Origin of the sequence: Actinoplanes sp. KI2 (genome assembly GCF_025630775.1) — a bacterium.
GTDB lineage: Bacteria > Actinomycetota > Actinomycetes > Mycobacteriales > Micromonosporaceae > Actinoplanes.
This window is the reverse complement of record NZ_JAOSZE010000022.1, coordinates 77771-94441: the sequence shown is the minus strand read 5'-3', so window position 1 is coordinate 94441 and position 16671 is coordinate 77771. Positions and strand designations below refer to the sequence as shown.

General features: G+C 71.4%; 15 protein-coding genes. 8 read left to right on the top strand and 7 right to left on the bottom strand.

What is annotated here, in order from left to right; all coding sequences use genetic code 11:
* Entirely contained in the window at window positions 1–927 is a 927-nt protein-coding gene (gene deoC, locus ODJ79_RS23625) for a deoxyribose-phosphate aldolase (protein WP_263025732.1), read from the bottom strand.
* Window positions 928–986: 59 nt separating this feature from the next.
* Between deoC and upp the strand changes: the two genes are divergently transcribed.
* Window positions 987–1619 carry a uracil phosphoribosyltransferase gene (gene upp / locus ODJ79_RS23620; protein ID WP_263025731.1) on the top strand — a complete coding sequence of 211 codons (633 nt, stop codon included), beginning with the start codon at window positions 987–989 and terminating at the stop codon, window positions 1617–1619.
* On the opposite strand, the gene ODJ79_RS23615 is transcribed toward upp, so the two are convergent.
* Window positions 1616–2104: an NUDIX hydrolase gene (locus ODJ79_RS23615; RefSeq protein WP_263025730.1), complete on the bottom strand. Its 489-nt coding sequence runs from the start codon at window positions 2102–2104 to the stop codon at window positions 1616–1618. The genes upp and ODJ79_RS23615 overlap by 4 nt on opposite strands.
* A 93-nt stretch (window positions 2105–2197) precedes the next feature.
* Between ODJ79_RS23615 and ODJ79_RS23610 the strand changes: the two genes are divergently transcribed.
* Entirely contained in the window at window positions 2198–2887 is a 690-nt protein-coding gene (locus ODJ79_RS23610; RefSeq protein WP_263025729.1) for a GOLPH3/VPS74 family protein, read from the top strand.
* A 46-nt stretch (window positions 2888–2933) separates the two neighbouring features.
* On the opposite strand, the gene ODJ79_RS23605 is transcribed toward ODJ79_RS23610, so the two are convergent.
* Window positions 2934–4577, bottom strand: coding sequence for a phospho-sugar mutase (locus ODJ79_RS23605; RefSeq protein WP_263025728.1), 1644 nt, complete (start codon window positions 4575–4577; stop codon window positions 2934–2936).
* Between the two features lie 27 nt (window positions 4578–4604).
* Window positions 4605–6524 carry a serine/threonine-protein kinase gene (locus ODJ79_RS23600; protein WP_263025727.1) on the bottom strand — a complete coding sequence of 640 codons (1920 nt, stop codon included), beginning with the start codon at window positions 6522–6524 and terminating at the stop codon, window positions 4605–4607.
* Between the two features lie 207 nt (window positions 6525–6731).
* On the opposite strand from ODJ79_RS23600, the gene ODJ79_RS23595 reads away from it, so the two are divergent.
* Complete coding sequence (locus ODJ79_RS23595; RefSeq protein WP_263025726.1) at window positions 6732–8297, top strand: methylmalonyl-CoA mutase; 1566 nt, start codon at window positions 6732–6734, stop codon at window positions 8295–8297.
* 265 nt (window positions 8298–8562) lie between these two features.
* Complete coding sequence (locus ODJ79_RS23590) at window positions 8563–9822, top strand: amidohydrolase (RefSeq protein ID WP_263025725.1); 1260 nt, start codon at window positions 8563–8565, stop codon at window positions 9820–9822.
* 516 nt (window positions 9823–10338) lie between these two features.
* Here ODJ79_RS23590 and ODJ79_RS23585 read toward each other — a convergent pair.
* The gene (locus ODJ79_RS23585; RefSeq protein ID WP_263025724.1) at window positions 10339–11355 is read right to left on the bottom strand and encodes a DUF4349 domain-containing protein; all 1017 of its coding nucleotides are present in this window, start codon (window positions 11353–11355) and stop codon (window positions 10339–10341) included.
* 109 nt (window positions 11356–11464) lie between these two features.
* Between ODJ79_RS23585 and ODJ79_RS23580 the strand changes: the two genes are divergently transcribed.
* From ODJ79_RS23580 to ODJ79_RS23570, 3 genes are all read left to right on the top strand, one after another.
* Window positions 11465–12097, top strand: coding sequence for an MBL fold metallo-hydrolase (locus ODJ79_RS23580; protein WP_263025723.1), 633 nt, complete (start codon window positions 11465–11467; stop codon window positions 12095–12097).
* 10 nt (window positions 12098–12107) lie between these two features.
* Window positions 12108–13049 (top strand): hypothetical protein, encoded by a 942-nt coding sequence (locus ODJ79_RS23575; protein ID WP_263025722.1) that lies wholly within the window; start codon window positions 12108–12110, stop codon window positions 13047–13049.
* A 67-nt stretch (window positions 13050–13116) separates the two neighbouring features.
* Window positions 13117–13854, top strand: coding sequence for an SCO6745 family protein (locus ODJ79_RS23570; RefSeq protein ID WP_411267366.1), 738 nt, complete (start codon window positions 13117–13119; stop codon window positions 13852–13854).
* Between the two features lie 24 nt (window positions 13855–13878).
* Here ODJ79_RS23570 and ODJ79_RS23565 read toward each other — a convergent pair whose 3' ends face one another.
* Window positions 13879–14340, bottom strand: a complete 462-nt coding sequence (locus tag ODJ79_RS23565; protein ID WP_263025721.1) for a gamma-glutamylcyclotransferase — start codon at window positions 14338–14340, stop codon at window positions 13879–13881.
* A gap of 85 nt (window positions 14341–14425) precedes the next feature.
* Between ODJ79_RS23565 and ODJ79_RS23560 the strand changes: the two genes are divergently transcribed.
* On the top strand, window positions 14426–15826 hold the full coding sequence (locus tag ODJ79_RS23560; RefSeq protein WP_263025720.1) for an NAD(P)H-quinone dehydrogenase: 1401 nt from the start codon (window positions 14426–14428) through the stop codon (window positions 15824–15826).
* Here the strand turns inward: ODJ79_RS23560 and ODJ79_RS23555 are convergent.
* Window positions 15756–16550 carry a DedA family protein gene (locus ODJ79_RS23555; RefSeq protein ID WP_263025719.1) on the bottom strand — a complete coding sequence of 265 codons (795 nt, stop codon included), beginning with the start codon at window positions 16548–16550 and terminating at the stop codon, window positions 15756–15758. The genes ODJ79_RS23560 and ODJ79_RS23555 overlap by 71 nt on opposite strands.
* Window positions 16551–16671: the final 121 nt, after the last annotated feature.

Here is a 16671-nt window from a genome sequence, read left to right as displayed (position 1 = left end):
TCAGTCCAGCGTGAAGTAGTCCGGACCGGCGTAGTGGCCGGTGGTGAGCTTGGTGCGCTGCATGAGCAGGTCGTTGAGCAGCGAGGAGGCGCCGAAGCGGAACCAGTCCGGATCGAGCCAGTCGTCGCCGACCGTCTCGTTGATCAGCACCAGATACTTGATGGCGTCCTTCGTCGTACGGATGCCGCCGGCCGGTTTGACGCCCACCTGGCGCCCGTGCTCGGCGCGGAAGTCGCGCACCGCCTCCAGCATGATCAGCGTGACCGGGAGGGTCGCCGCGACCGGAACCTTGCCGGTGGAGGTCTTGATGAAGTCGGCGCCGGCCAGCATCGCGAGCCAGGAGGCGCGGCGGACGTTGTCGTACGTGCCGAGCTCGCCGGTCTCCAGGATGACCTTGAGGTGGGCGGTGCCGGACGCCTCCTTGACCGCCACGATCTCGTCGAACACCTTGGCGTAGTCGCCGGCCAGGAACGCGCCCCGGCTGATCACCATGTCGATCTCGTCGGCGCCGGCGGCCACCGCGTCGCGGGTGTCGGCCAGCTTCACGTCGAGCGGCGCCTGCCCGGACGGGAACGCCGTGGCCACGCTGGCCAGGTGCACCCCGCTGCCGGCGAGCACCGCCGCGGCGGTCGGGACCATCGCGGGGTAGACGCAGACCGCGGCGACCGACGGGCAGCTCGGATCGGCCGGGTCGGGCCGGATCGCCTTGGCGGAGAGGGCGCGGACCTTGCCCGGGGTGTCGGCGCCCTCGAGGGTGGTCAGATCGACCATCCGGATCGCCAGGTCGATCGCCTTGGCCTTCGCCGTCGTCTTCACCGATCGGGTGCCCAGCGCGGCCGCCCGGGCCTCGACGCCCACCTTGTCGACCCCGGGAAGCCCGTGCAGGAGGGCCCGCAGGGTGCTGGTCGACGTCGCTGTCGCAGTCATGAAAGGGATTCTACGCGGGGCGTTAACATTTGATCTTGACGGACCGGTAGGTTGTCGCCGTGGACGTACTCGTCGTAGATCACCCGCTGGCCCAGACCCGGCTCACCGCGATGCGCAACGCGGAGACCGACTCGGGCGTCTTCCGTGCCTCTCTGCACGAGCTCACCACGATGGTCGTGTACGAGGCTGCCCGCACGTTCGACGTCGAGCAGTACCCGATCACCACTCCGGTGGCGCCGACCCAGGGCACCCGGCTGGCCAACCCGCCGCTGATCGTCCCGGTGCTCCGGGCCGGCCTCGGCATGGCCGACTCGGCCCTGGCCCTGCTCCCGGAGTCGTCGATGGGCTTCGTCGGCCTGGCCCGCGACGAGCTCACCTTCGAGCCGCGGGCGTACATGGAGTCGCTGCCCGGCGACCTCGCCGGCCAGCCGGTGCTGGTGCTCGACCCGATGCTGGCCACCGGCGGCTCGCTGCTGCACTGCTGCCGGCTGCTGGTCGAGCGCGGCTGCACCGACGTCATCATCTGCTGCGTGCTGGCCGCGCCCGAGGGCATCCAGCGGCTGCGTGAGTCGGGCCTGCCGCTGCGGCTGGTGACCGCCGCGATCGACCAGGGCCTCAACGAGAAGGCGTACATCGTGCCCGGCCTGGGTGACGCGGGCGACCGTCAGTTCGGCGGGATGCGCCGCTTCTAGGCGCTCGTGTACGACCAGCTGACGGCCTTGCCGTCGGCGAACGGCATGACCCCGTGGAACACCCGGGGTGCGTCGGCGAACACCAGCGGCAGGAAATGCCGGTCCGACTCCCACATCGGCAGGGTGCCGGCGAGCACGTCGGCGACCGGCATCCAATGCAGACTGCCCTCGTCGTTGGCGGTCAGCGGCGTGCCCGTCCAGAGCGGGATGCGGAACAGGAAGCCGAACCAGTTGGCGCCGTCCTTGCCGAAGCCCGGCCAGGAGATCGTGCCGGCGAAGTCGAGCACGTTGCACTCGAGCCCGGCCTCCTCGCGGATCTCTCGCCGCATCCCGGTGACCACGTCCTCGCCGGGTTCGAGCTTGCCGCCGAGCCCGTTGTAGTAGCCGTAGTGGATGTCATCCGGCCGCGCGTCCCGCCGGATCATCAACACCCGTTGCCGGTCCGGCGAGAGCAGGTAACCGAGCGTGGCCAGAACTGCCCGCAATGGTGATCTCCTTCCAATCTGTCCGACCTGGCCGGGCTTTCGACCCGACCTGGCGATCGTTTTGCGTGACTCGGGACACTATCGTTGCGTCCCATGACCCCCATTCCGCTCGCCGAGGAACTGCTCCTCCTCGCCTATGACGACCAGACCGGCAAGGCGACCGGCTCACGCATCGGGCTCGACCTCGGGATGTCCGCCGCCGTGCTGGTCGACCTGGCGCTCGCGGGCCGAATCGCGTACGTCGACGGCTACCTGAAGGTGCTCGATCCGACCCCGACCGGCGAGCCGATCGCCGACTCGGTGCTGGCGAAGGCGGCCGAGGATGAGCCGCACACGCCGAGCCAGTGGGTGCAGCGCCTGCGTCACCGGCTGCGCACCCGCGTGCTGGAAGACCTCGTCGCTCGTGGCGTGGTGCAGGACGTCGACGAGACGCAGCTGGAGTTCATCCACGTGCACCGCTACCCGACCACCGACCCGGCCTACGAGGCCGAGATCCGGCGGCGGCTGGCCGAGGCACTGACCGGCGAGAGCATGTGCGACGAGCGGACCGCGGCGCTGGCCACCCTGCTGGTCGCCAGCCGGATGGAGCCGGCGCTGCGCCTGCCGTCCGAGGAGTCCGACCGGGCGCACCAGCGGCTCGAGCAGATCGCCACCGGCGCCGGCTTCTCCGGCACCGCCGACCTCGAGGACTCGGTGGTCCGTCCGGCCGTCGCCCTCGTCGTCTACACGCTCGGCAAGGCCATCTCGGCCGCGCTGGGCGCCCCCAAGCCGGCCTCGGCCTGACCTCGGGCCCGGACGAGGCCAAGCCGGCCTCGGCCCGACCTAAGGCCTAGACACCAAGCGCTGCGGCTACCTCCTGCCGGAGGGTCCGCAGATGGGCCGCCGCGCGGGTGCGGGCCGCGGGCACGTCGCCGTCGGCGACCGGTTCCACCACCTCCAGGTACGCCTTGAGCTTGGGCTCGGTCCCCGACGGGCGGATCACCACCCGCGCGGCCTCGGTCCGCAGGGTCAGCACGTCGTTCTCCGGCAGCAGATCGTCGACGGCCGTCACCGTCGCGCCGAGCAGTGTCGCGGGCGGCTCCCGCCGGGCCCGGCCCATCGCCGCCCCGATCTCGGCGAGATCGTCGACCCGCACCGAGAGCTGGTCGGTGGCGTGCACCCCGAACTCGGCCGCCAGCTCGTCCAGCCGGTCGGCGAGGCCGCGCCCCGACTCGAGCAGCCCGGCGGCGAGCTCGGCGGCGGTCAGCGCGGCGGTGATGCCGTCCTTGTCCCGCACCAGGGCCGGGGCGACGCAGTAGCCGAGCGCCTCCTCGTAGCCGAAGGCCAGTTCCTCGGCGGCCCGCACGATCCACTTGAAGCCGGTCAGGGTCTCGGCGTAGGGCACGCCGCGGGCCGCGCAGAGCCGGCCCAGCAGCTGCGACGAGACGATCGTGGTCGCGTACGTGCCGGGCACGCCCCGCCGGATCAGATGGTCGGCGAGCAGCACGCCCAGCTCGTCGCCGCGCAGCGGGCGCCAGGAGCCGTCCCCGGCCGGGATGGCCAGCGCGCACCGGTCCGCGTCCGGGTCGTTGGCGATCGCCAGGTCGGCCCGGCACGCCTTGGCCAGCGCCAGCAGGCGGTCCATCGCACCCGGCTCCTCCGGGTTGGGGAAGGAGACCGTCGGGAACTCGGGGTCGGGCTCGGACTGGTCGGTCACCGGCACCGGCACCCCGAACCCGGCGGTGGCGAACGCGGCGGCCAGCGTGCCGCCACCGACGCCGTGCAGGGGCGTGTAGACCACGGTCAGGTCGCGCGGCCCGCCGGGGGTCAGCACGGCGGCGGCGCTCTGCACGTACCCCTGAACGATCTTTTCGTCGAGAAGCGTGCCCGGAACGCCCAGCCGGATCCCGGCGATCGGCCCGACCGCCCGGATGGCCGCCTCGATGCCGGCGTCGGCCGGCGGCACGATCTGCGCGCCGTCGCCGCCGGGCCCGCCGAGCTGCCGCCCGAGGTAGACCTTGTAGCCGTTGTCCTGCGGTGGGTTGTGGCTGGCCGTGACCATCACGCCGGCCACCGCGTCGAGCGCCCGCACCGCGTACGCGAGCACCGGTGTGGGCAGCGTCGAGGGCATGACGAGCGCTTCGCGGCCGGCACCGGTGGCGACCCGGGCGGTGCGCTCGGCGAAGTCCCGGGAGCCGTACCGGGCGTCGTAGCCGATCACCAGTGGGCCGTCGCCGCCCTGCTCGTCGAGCCAGGCGATCAGGCCGGCCGCCGCCCGGGTGACCACCGCGAGATTCATCCCGTTCGGCCCGGCCCGCAAGCGGCCGCGCAGGCCGGCCGTGCCGAAGGTCAGCGGGCCGGCGAACCGGTCGCGCAGCTCCTCGGTCGTGCCGGGCAGTCCGTCGATCAGCTCGCGAAGCTCGGCCCGGGTCTGCGGGTCGGGATCGTCGGCGAGCCAGGCCTCAGCGGTCACTCGCAGTTCGTCAGGCGCCATCTGGGATTGATAGCACGTGCCGGGTGATCAGGCGTCCGTGAGGGTGTAAGTCTTGATCAGTTCATCGAAGATCGGCTTGCTGTCGGCGAACTGCGCCTCGCTCGAGGTCACGAAGAACGAGTACGCCTTGCCGCCGGTGAGCACCGCGCCCCACATGCCGTGCCGGCTGTCGTCGCCGCTGCCGCAGGTGTACTCCAGGACCGCGCCGTCCTTGCCGGAGATCGTGGTCTTGGTGAGGCCCACCTGGTTGTACGGCCCGGGGCAGCTCGCCGCGTTCTTCCTCAGATTCCTCTCGGCGACGCCCAGGAACGACGAGGCCGTGCCGTTGCCCTTCTCGACCAGGATGCGGACCTTGCGCTTGGCGTCGGCCGGGTCGATGTAGTCCACGTAGCTGCCGCCCGCCTTGCGGGTCCAGCCCTTGGGCACCTGCACCGAGATGCCCCGGTCCCGGTACGCCTGGGTCGCGAAGCTCGGCGCCGGGTCTTGGCCGCCGGTCGGCTGGGCCACCGGCGTGGTCGGCGCCTTGTCGCCGCCGCCGGTCAGGCTGACCAGCAGCACGAGCAGCACCACCACGGCCAGCGCGCCGCCACCGGCGATCAGCTGCTTGTTGCGCGGCCAGCCCTGGAAGGTCGCGACCGCCTTGCCGACGGCCTCCTTCACCGAGCCGACGGCCTTCTCGACCATCGCGGCGCGCTTGGCGGCGGGGCTGGTCACCACGGTGCCGCCCAGCGGCTCACGGGCGGAGCGGCCGCCGTCCCACGCGTAGCGCGGCGGCATCGCGGCGGTCGGGTCGGCCGACGGGGTGGCTGGCATCAGCCCGGTCGGGCTGCCCGGCATCTGGGCGTCGTCCGGCTCGGCGGCGCGACGCCGGCCGCGGCCGGCCGGCGCGTTGCTCTGCTGCAGCCTGGCCAGGTGGTCGGTGAGCGACTCGCCGGCCGCGAGCATGGCCCGCCCGCCGATCTGACCGCTCGGCTGGGGCGGCAGCGGCTGGGTCTCGACCGGCTGGGCCGGCGGGCGCTGCGCGGGGACCACCGAGTACGGGTCCGTCGCCATGTGCGGCGGGCTGGTGCTGGCCAGCGGGCCGGCCAGCTGCTGCCGGAGCATGGTGCGCGCGGTCTGCACGTCCATCCGGCGGGCCGGGTCCTTTTCCAGCAGGCCCATCAGCACCGGGGTGAGCGAGCCGGCCCGCACGGCCGCGGCCGGCGGGTCCTCGACCACCGCGTGCATGGTCTCGATCGGGTCGCCCTTGTCGAACGGCGGACGGCCCTCGACCGCGGTGAACAGCGTGACGCCCAGCGAGAACAGGTCGCTCGGCGGGCCGAAATCGCTGCCCATCGCCCGCTCGGGGGAGATGAAGTGCGGCGAGCCGAGCACCATGCCGGGCGTGGTCAGCTGCACGTCGGTGGGCATCCGGGCGACGCCGAAGTCGGTCAGCACGCAGCGGCCGTCCGAACAGATCAGCACGTTGGCCGGCTTGACGTCGCGGTGCAGCACGCCGTGCGCGTGGGCGACCTCGAGGGCGCCGAGCAGGGCGATGCCGATCTTGGCGACCACGCGCGGCGAGACCGGCCCGTCCTCGATCACCATGTCGGCGAGGCTGCGGGCGTCCAGCAGCTCCATCACGATCCACGGCCGGCCGTTCTCGTGCACGACGTCGTAGACCTGCACCACCGCCGGGTGCTGGAGCGCGGCCGCGGCACGGGCCTCGCGCATGGTGCGTTCGTACATGGCGTCGCGGTCGCTGGGGGCCAGGCCGACCGGGAGGACGACCTCCTTCACGGCCACGTCGCGGCGCAGCAGCGTGTCCGCCGCGCGCCAGACCGTGCCCATGCCGCCGTGCCCCACCGCCGCGCGGAGCGTGTACCGCCCGCCGATGAGCGTGCCCGGGGCTGCGCGTCCGCTGGTGGGAGCCGTGTTGCCGCCGCTCCACGTCGGAATCTGAGTCACTGAGGATGCCACCGAGGGGGATGTAGGGGCCGTCGACCAACCCCGCTATCTTGCCGGGTGGGTGGCCTGATTTGAAAGTCGCGACGCCGACGTTCCGGTGAACTCGACCGTCCGTGAGCGGGAAACAGCATTGTGTGCGCACTTTCGGGACGCTCTGTGCAAAACTCCTCACGCTTTCGCCCTGAACGACGTCTTAGGATCACGATTGTGGACGCAGAGTCGGGTTTCGAGATCAAACCGGTCTACCGGGCGGGGGACGTGCCGGCCGGCGCGCCGATCGGCGAGCCCGGGGAATATCCGTACACCCGGGGCGTCTACCCGACGATGTACACCAAACGCCCCTGGACCATGCGGCAGTACGCCGGTTTCGGCACCGCCGCCGAGTCCAACGCCCGCTACCACCAGCTGCTGAAGGCCGGCACGATGGGCCTGTCGGTGGCGTTCGACCTGCCCACCCAGATGGGCTACGACTCGGACGACCCGATCGCGCACGGCGAGGTGGGCAAGGTCGGCGTGGCGATCGACTCGATCGACGACATGCGCCGGCTGTTCGACGGCATCCCGCTCGACCAGGTCTCCACCTCGATGACGATCAACGCGCCCGGCTCCCTCCTGCTGCTGCTCTACCAGCTGGTGGCCGAGGAGCACGGGGTGCACGGCAGCGCCCTGCAGGGCACGATCCAGAACGACATCCTCAAGGAGTACATCGCCCGCGGGACCTACATCTTTCCGCCCAAACCGTCGCTGCGCCTGGTCGCGGACACCTTCGCGTACTGCCGGGCGGAGATCCCGAAGTGGAACACCATCTCCATCTCCGGCTACCACATGGCCGAGGCGGGCGCCTCGCCCGCGCAGGAGATCGCCTTCACCCTGGCCAACGGCATCGAGTACGTGCGCGCCGCGCTCGCCGCAGGCCTGGCCGTCGACGACTTCGCGCCCCGGCTGTCGTTCTTCTTCGTGGCCCGCACCACCCTGCTCGAGGAGATCGCCAAGTTCCGTGCGGCCCGCCGGATGTGGGCCCGGATCATGCGGGACGACTTCGGGGCGAAGGATCCGAAGTCGCTGATGCTGCGCTTCCACACGCAGACCGCCGGGGTGCAGCTCACCGCGCAGCAGCCCGAGGTCAACCTGGTCCGGGTGGCGATCCAGGCGCTCGGCGCGGTGGGTGGCGGCACCCAGTCGCTGCACACCAACGCGTACGACGAGGCCATCGCCCTGCCCACCGAGAAGTCGGCCCGGCTCGCGCTGCGCACCCAGCAGGTGCTCGCCTACGAGTCCGGCCTCACCGGCACGGTCGACCCGTTCGCCGGCTCGTACGCGATCGAGGCGATGACCGACGAGGTGGAGGCCGAGGCGTCCGGGCTGATCGAGCGGGTCTTCGCGTTCGGGTCGGCGGTCGAGGCGATCGAGCAGGGGTTCCAGAAGGAGGAGATCGAGACCTCGGCGTACCGGATCGCCAACGAGATCGACTCCGGCGCGCGGGTCGTGGTCGGGGTCAACCGATTCGCCTCCGACGAGGAAGAACGGTACGAACCGCTCCGGGTGGACCCGGCGATCGAGGCCGCCCAGGTGGCGCGTCTGGCAGAACTCCGGGCGAAGCGGGACGGAACGGCCGTCGAGGCCGCGCTGGCGGATTTGGCGAAGGCCGCCCAAGGCAGCGAGAACGTCCTACCGTTGATGAAAGAGGCATTGCGGTTACGTGCCACCGTGGGCGAGGTATGCCACACACTGCGCGGCGTGTGGGGTGTGTACCGCCCGGTCGAGCGTTTCTGAAACGGACTCGTGGTGTGTCATCACCTCCACGACTCGTTACACGTTGTAGGAGGTGAAGGGCTAGATGCGTCGCTGGGACGACACCCCGAGCATCTCCCGCACCGCCGTCGAAGGCTCTTATCAGGGCATTCGTGACCCTACGCAACTCAGCGTGTACGGGAATGATGTTGCACAGCGTCACCAAAATGGGTCTAAGCTGTCGCGCGTCGCACAGAGCTGTCCAGCATGGCCCAGACAAACCTTCGAGAGCGATACGGAATCCGACGTGACTACTGCTCTGACAGCGCCCCACCAGGAGGCGCAGACGGAGTGGCCCGGGCCGTTGCCCGGCGCCGAGCCCCTGCCCGGCCAGCTCGACCGCTGGCTTGCCGCCCACGGCACGGAGCTCGTAGCCATTCGTCGGCACATTCACGCCCACCCCGAGCGCTCCCACCACGAGTTCGAAACCGCCGCGCTGGTCGCCCGGGAACTGGCCGTGGCCGGCCTCTCACCCCGGCTGATGCCCAAGGGCAACGGCGTGGTCTGCGACATCGGCGAGGGCGACCGGGTGGTGGCGTTCCGCGCCGACCTGGACGCGCTGCCGCTGACCGACCTCAAAGACGTGCCGTACCGGTCGACGGTCGACGGGGTCGCGCACGCCTGCGGGCACGACGTGCACACCACCGTGCTGCTCGGCCTCGGCCTCGCCCTCGCGCAGCTCGCCGAGCAGGGCAAACTCGCCGGCAAGGTCCGGCTGATCTTCCAGCCCGCCGAGGAGAGCATCCCGTCCGGTGCGCCCGAGATGGTCGCGGCCGGGGCGCTCAAGGACGTCGTCGCCATCTACGCGCTGCACTGCTACCCCCAGCTGCCGGCCGGCCTGGTCGGGGTGCGCTCCGGTCCGTTCACCGCGGCCGCCGACATCGTCCAGGTCAAACTCACCGGCCCCGGCGGGCACACCGCCCGGCCGCACCTGACCGCCGACCTGGTGCACGCGCTCGGCCGGGTGGTCGTCGACGTGCCGGCCCTGGTGGACCGGCGGATCGACCCGCGGGCCGGGGTCTCGATGGTGTGGGGCTCGGTGCACGCGGGCGAGGCGTTCAACGCCATCCCGGCCGAGGGCCGGGCCACCGGCACGGTCCGCATCCTGAGCCGGGAGGCCTGGCGGGAAGCGCCCGAGCTGATCACCCAGCTGATCCGCGACGTGGTCGCGCCGACCGGGGCCGAGGTCGAGGTCGGCTACCACCGCGGCATGCCCCCGGTGATCAACGACCGGATGGCCACCGCGGTCATCGCCGGTGCCGCGGGCGCGGCGCTCGGCCCCGAGCGGGTGGTCGAGGCCGAGATCAGCATGGGCGGCGAGGACTTCTCGTTCTACCAGGAGAACGTGCCGGGCGCGATGATCCGGCTGGGCACCGGGTTCCCCGGCTCCGACAAGCGGTACGACCTGCACCAGGGCAGCTTCGATGTGGACGAGAGCTGCATCGGGTACGGCGTGCGGGTCTTCGTGCACACGGCCCTGGCGGCGTTGTCGACCGGCGCGTTCTGAGGTGTTGTCTGGCCCGTTAGGGCTGGGTGGGTGCGGTTTGCTGTGGGAGCGGTCGGCCGGGTGAGTCCCGTGGGGGACTGTCCCGTGCGGGTGGGCTGGGCGGGTGCGGTTTGCGGTGGTTGCGGTCTGCCGGGTGAGTCCCGTGGGGACTGTCCCGTGCGGTGGGCTGGGTGGGTGCGCTTTGCGGTGGGTGCGGTCGGCCGGGTGAGTCGCGTGGGGGGACTGTCCCGTGCGGTGGGCTGGGTGGGTGCGGTTTGCGGTGGGTGCGGTTGGCCGGGTGAGTCGCGTGGGGGACTGTCCCGTGCGGCTGAGCTGGCTGGCTCCGCTTCGCTCCGCGGGCGATCGCCCCTTCGGGGGCTGATGAGGAGGCAGCCGCTTTTCGACGCCGCAAACCCCGCGGCGACGAAAAGCGACTGCCTCCTCATCAGCGGGGCGATCGCGGGCCCGTGCTCGGACGAGGGGCGCCCTGCAGATGCCGGTGTTATCAGCGGGGCGATGGCGGTCGTTCCCTGGTTACTAGTCCTCGGAAGTTTGCGGCTCGGGGGCTGGCTGTTCTGAGATGGGCGGGGCTGAGGGCAGTGGAGGGGTGCCGGCGGGGGCGAGAGTGGGCTGGGGCGGGGTTAGCCGTCCTCGGCCGTAGCGGCGGTATAGGTAGAACGCCAGCCAGAGCGGCAGGCCTAGCACGATTGCCCAGGGCAGCAGCGCCCCGACTACGGTCAGCACGACCTTCAGCGACGCCAGGAGCGCGTGCCAACCCGCCGTCAGGCCGCCGAGGAAGCCGCCCGGGTTCTCCGGTTCCGGTTTCGGCGCGGGCGCTGCCGGTCCGAGGAAGGTCACGGTGATCGTGGACAGTGCGGTGAGGTCGGCCAGTTTGCGCTTCTTTGCCTGCAGCGACGCCAGGTCGGATTGCCGGGTGGCCACCTCCTTCTCCAGCATCACCAGGTCGTTCAGCGTCTTCGCCTGAGCCAGCAGCTTGCGGCCACTGTCCACCCTGGCCTGTTGCACCTGGATCCGGGCGTCCAGGTCGACGGTTTCCTCGGTGACGTCCTCGGTGTTGATCTCGCGGTGTTCCTCCTTACCGAGCCGGGCGAGTTGGTCGACGACCGTGGTGAACTTGTCGGCCGGGACCCGCAGCGTCAGCGTGGCGGTGTCCGAGCCGCCCTCGCCGGTGGTGCGGTTGTCCGAGCCGATGAAGCCGCCGGCCGTGACGGCGATGCCGGTCGCCTGCCCGGCGGCGGCGTTCACGCTGTCCTTCACGCGTACCGTGCTGCTGCCCCGGTAGATGATCGATCGCTGGTCGACGGCGAGATTCGGCGACTGCTGGGCGGGCTGGTCCTTGGCGGTGGCGGGCTGCTGCTCCACCTGAGCGGCGCCGCCGTCGGCTCGTTGCGGCTCCGCCGCCTTGTCCGCCGTACCCACGCCGGACGAACTCGACATGTTGCTGCTGTCCCCGGCGCTGCAGCCGGTCAGCAAGGCCCCCGCGACGAGCGCGGAGGCCAAGACATATGTGGTTTTCCGATGGTTGACGCGCATGCTTCTCTCCGATCCCCGTTCGGGCGTGCCCCTGGGACGTGCGGCAGAGGCATCCTGGTTCCGGCAGACTGCGTGGTGAGCGGTTACAAATCGGCAGCGGAGGGGTCCCGTGCGCATCACGAAGTACACGCATTCCTGCGTCCGGCTGGACGGCGACGGAGTGCTGGTCGTCGATCCGGGCGAGTTCAGCGAACGGTCCGCGCTGGACGGCGCGGACGCCGTGCTGATCACCCACGAGCACCCGGACCACCTGGACGTCGCGGCCCTGACCGAGGCGGCCGGCAGCCGTCCGGGCCTGCGTATCTTCGCCCACGAGCAGGTGCTGCCCAAGCTCGCCGCCTTCGGCGACATCGCCACCGCGGTGGGTCCGGGTGAGAGCTTCGCCGCCGCGGGCTTTCCGGTACGCGCGTTCGGCGGCCGGCACGCCGTGATTCACCCGGACATCCCGCGGATCGCGAACCTGGCGTACCTGATCGGCGACGAGACCACGAACGTCTACCACCCCGGCGACTCGTTCACCGTTCCGGAGGACACGGTCGTGGACACGCTGTTCGTCCCGTTGAATGCTCCGTGGATGAAGCTCATGGAGTCGATCGACTTCGTCCGCGCGGTGAAGCCGGCCCGCGCCTTCGCGGTGCACGACGCGCTGCTGAACCCGACCGGCGCGCAGATCTCCGACGGTCACCTGACCCGGCTCTCCGGCACCACCTACGCGCACGTGGCGCCCGAAACCACGATCTGACGTGCCGAGCATGACCGACGCGCTGATCCAGCGGCTCTACGAGGAGCCGCCGGACGGCTTCGTGGCGGCCCGGACCGCCGCGATCAACGATGCCAAGCAGGCCGGCGACCGGGACGCCGCGAAGCGGCTGGCCGCGCTGAAGAAGCCGACCGTCGCCGCCTGGGTGGTCAACCTGCTGGCGCTGCGCCGGCCCGACCTGATCGAGCAACTGGTCGACCTGTCCACCGCGCTGCGCGACGCGCAGCGCGGCCTCGACGGCGACCAGTTGCGCGAGCTGAACGCGCAGCGGCGCCAGGTGGTCTCGGCACTGGTCGGCGCGGCCCGCAAGCTGGCGACGGAGGCGCTCGCCGCCGACGCCGGCGCCCGCGCCGAGCCCGGGGCGAAGCTGCCGCTGGGCGAGGTCGAGGCGACGCTGACCGCGGCGCTGGCCGAGCCGGCCGTGGCCGCGCAGGTGCGTACCGGGCGACTGATTCGCGCGGCCACCTACGCCGGGTTCGGCGAGGTGCCGCGGCCCCGGCTGCGCCTGGTCAGCGACCTCGACACCGACACCGACGCTGACGAGACCGGCGAGGAGGACGGCGCCGAGGGCGAGGTGGTGGAGTTCCCGCAGCAGTCGGCGCGCGACCGGCAGGCCGCCGAGCGTCGCCGGCGGGAGTGGGAGCAGCGCCGCCGGGAGCTGCGCCGTGAGCTGAGCTCGGCGCAGGCCGCCGAGCGCCGGGCCGACGAGCAGCTGGAGCGGGCCGAGGCGGCCGAGCGGGACGCCGGCCACCGGGTCGAGGACCTGGACGCCGAGCTGGCCGAGCTGGAGCGTCGGCGCACCGAGGCGCAGGCCGACGTCGCCCGGCGCAAGCAGTCCCGTCGCACCGCCGAGCGGGAGGCGGCCGCCGCCCGGCGCCAGGTGGGCGACGTACAGGCGGCCTTGGAGGACCTGGAAGCGGACGAGCCGGATTGATCCGAATCGTCGCCCCAGGTAGGAAGAATATTTTCCAGATCGGTCGGGGTAAGAGCAGAATCACCGCGTGACCCCCGAACAGGCTGCCGCCAACGCCATGACCGGGCTCGCAACGATCGTCGGTGCCTTTGCCGAGTCGCCGCAGACGCTGCGCCGAGCGCGTCTGCTGGGGCTGTCCGGCTGGGCTTACCACGTGTCTGCGCGGGCCGGTGCGCTCGGCGACGTACGACCCGAGACGGTGGCCGCGGCCATCGGCTTCATCGCTCCGGACGCCGTCATCGACGGCTGGGAGTCCACCGCCAAGACGTCGGCGCCGATGGAGGTGGCCAGCTGGCATCTGCACGAGCTGTGCAAATGGGGCATCGAGCAGATCGGCGGCTTCCCCCGGCTGAGCCGTCTGCTGGAGCTGGGCGGCCGCGTGGTGGACGCGGCCGATCGCGCCGCGCTGCCACTGTTCGCCGCGTGGCGAGCGATGCCGGTGCCGGACCAGGCCGCCGGGGCGCGGGCCGCGGTGACCCTGCACCTGCTGCACGAGCACCGGCTCGGGGTGCACCTGGTGGCCGTGCGGGCCAGCGGGCTCACCCCGCTGCAGGCGATCATCGCGGGGCCGGAGGGGGAGACCGGGGCGGTCGCGTTCGGCTGGCAGCCGCCGTACCCGTCGGCGGGGCCGATCGTGCGGCGGCTGATGTGGGCCGACTCGGTGGCCGACGCGCTGGCCGGCCAGGCGTACGCGACGCTCGACATGGCCGAGCGGATCGAGCTGGTCGGCCTTCTCGAGTCGCTGAGCCAGCGCCTGGCCCGCTGACGCCCCGCAGGGGAACGGCAGCGGTCAGATCTCCGGCGTGGAGGTCGCGCTCGGCCGGCGGCGCAGGTCCTGGACGTAGTCGTCCGGGGCGCCGGCCTTCTCGGCGGCGTTGGCGATCTCGGAGAGATACCAGGCGGTGGGCAGCCCGCCCTCGTACCCGTCGTAGACGTAGACCCACGCCGGGAACTCGCCCTCGAGCGTAGAAACACGCACGGTGAGCTTCTGGTATGCCCCCGCAGTCACCCCCTCGACCTCGTCGAGCTGTGACGCATCCCACGGATGCACGTCGTAGAGCGACACGAAGACGCGGTCGCCAGGCGACTCGACGATCGTCGTGACCGCTCCCTCCCAGCCCATTTCCCCCTCACCGGCGAAGGTCAGGCGCCAGCCTTCTATCCACCCGACGCCAACCATGGGCGAGTGCGGACAGTAGGCCCGCATGCGGGCCGGGTCGAGATTTGAGCCATACGCGGCGTAATGACGCACGGCGATGACGATAGCCCGATACGGCCTTGGTGGAGAATAAGAGAGTGCGTGTCGGCACAGTCGCGTTGTTACGGAGGGGTACGTCGTGAGTCGGATCGTGATCATCGGTGGGGGGCCGGGCGGGTACGAGGCGGCCCTGGTCGCCGCCCAGCTCGACGCGGAAGTAACCCTCGTCGAGGCCGACGGCCCGGGCGGCGCATGCGTGCTGACCGACTGCGTTCCGTCGAAGACGTTCATCGCCAGCTCCGAGGTCATGACCGGATATCGCCACAACGACCGGTTCGGTATCCGCTCGGCCGGCCTGGACGGCGTCCAGGTCGACGCGGTGGCGGTGAACAGCCGGGTCAAGAAGCTTGCCCTGGCTCAGTCGGCCGACATCCAGACGAAGCTGATTAAGGCGGGCGTCGAGGTGGTCCAGGGCCGGGCGCTGCTCGGCGAGGACACCCTCGGCCACACCCACCAGGTGCTGGTCATGCCCGAGATCGGGGAGATGTACTCGATCGAGGCGGCCACGGTGCTGCTCGCGACCGGCGCCACCCCGCGCGTGCTGCCGACCGCGAAGCCGGACGGCGTCCGCATCCTCGACTGGCGGCAGGTGTACGACCTGACCGAGCTGCCCGAGCACCTGATCGTGATCGGCTCCGGCGTGACCGGCGCCGAGTTCGCGAGCGCCTACCTGGCGATGGGCACGAAGGTGACGCTGGTCTCCAGCCGCGAGCGGGTCATGCCGCACGAGGACGCCGACGCGGCGATGGCGATCGAGCGGGTGTTCCGCGAGCGCGGCATGACGATCCTCAACCAGTCCCGCGCCGAGTCGGTGGTGAACACCGGCGACGGCGTCCTGGTCACCCTCGCCGACGGCCGTACGGTCGAGGGCTCGCACGCGCTGATGGCGGTCGGCGCCATCCCGAACACGGCGAAGCTGGGCCTGCGCGAGTACGGCGTCGAGGTCGGCGACGGCGGCTACCTCACCGTCGACCGGGTGTCGCGCACCAACGTGCCGGGCATCTACGGGGCCGGCGACTGCACCGGCGTGCTGCCGCTGGCCAGCGTCGCCGCCATGCAGGGCCGGATCGCGATCTGGCACGCGATGGGGGAGGCGGTCGCACCGCTGCGGCTGCGTACCGTGTCGGCCAACGTCTTCACCGACCCCGAGCTGGCCACCGTCGGCGTCACGCAGAACGACGTGGACGCCGGCCGGGTGCCGGCCCGCCAGGTGATGCTGCCGTTGACCGGCAACGCCCGGGCCAAGATGGCCGACCTGCACGACGGCTTCGTGAAGCTGTTCTGCCGGCCGGCGACCGGTCAGATCGTGGGCGGCGTGGTGGTGGCGCCGAAGGCGAGCGAGCTGATCCTGCCGATCACGATGGCGATCGAGAACAACCTGACCGTGGACCAGCTGGCCCACACGATCACTATCTACCCGTCGCTGTCCGGGTCGATCGCGGAAGCTGCTCGTCAGCTGATGCAGCACGAGCTGCAATGACGTCGGCCTCGGCCACCGCCTCGGCGACCTCGAGCTCCAGCGCGAGCTCGGCCTCGGCGGCCAGGTGAGCGTCGACGGCCAGTTCGGCGTCGATCTCCTTGCGGCCGCCGGAGAGGGCGAGGATCCAGCCGGCCGTGCCGAAGACCAGCGCCGCGGCGGCGGCGATCACGAACAGCCGCCAGGCCGACTGGGTGATGGCCGTCCCGCCGACGTGACCGACCAGGCCGCCGTAGCCCGCCCAGCAGAGCGCGGCGGCCGCGTCGTAGAGCACGAAGAGCTTCATCGGGTAACCGGTGCGGCCGGCGTGAAAACCGGCGGCCATCCGGCCGCCGGGAACGAATCGGCAGAGCAGTAGCACCAGCGGTCCCGGCTTGCGCAGCCCCCGGGTGAAGCGGACCGCGGCCTTGCGGGTCTTGGACCGCTCGCGGGGCGCCTCGTCATGTCTCGGGGCGCAGCGGGCGCGCAGGGCGGCCAGCCAGCCCCGGCCGACCTGGCCGGTGGAGCGGCCGAGCAGGAAGGCGATCGTGTCGCCGGCGAACATGCCGGCGGCCCCGACCGCGATCACCAGCGGCAGGCTGAGGTTGCCGTACACGGTGAGCGCCCCGGAGGTGATCATGATCGCCTGGGTCGGCACCACCGGAATCATCGCGTCGACGGTCAGGAAGCCGAACAGCGCCAAGTAGGCCCAGAGCGGGGTGGCCATCATCGCCAACAATTCGGTCATCGGACTGGCCACCTCCCCCCGTCAGCGCTCGGCATATTCTCGATCGGTGTAGCTGAGAATGTGCTGTGTTACAGCATGCGCCCTGATCAGGCCCCTGCCTTGGTGATAACGAACACGGGGA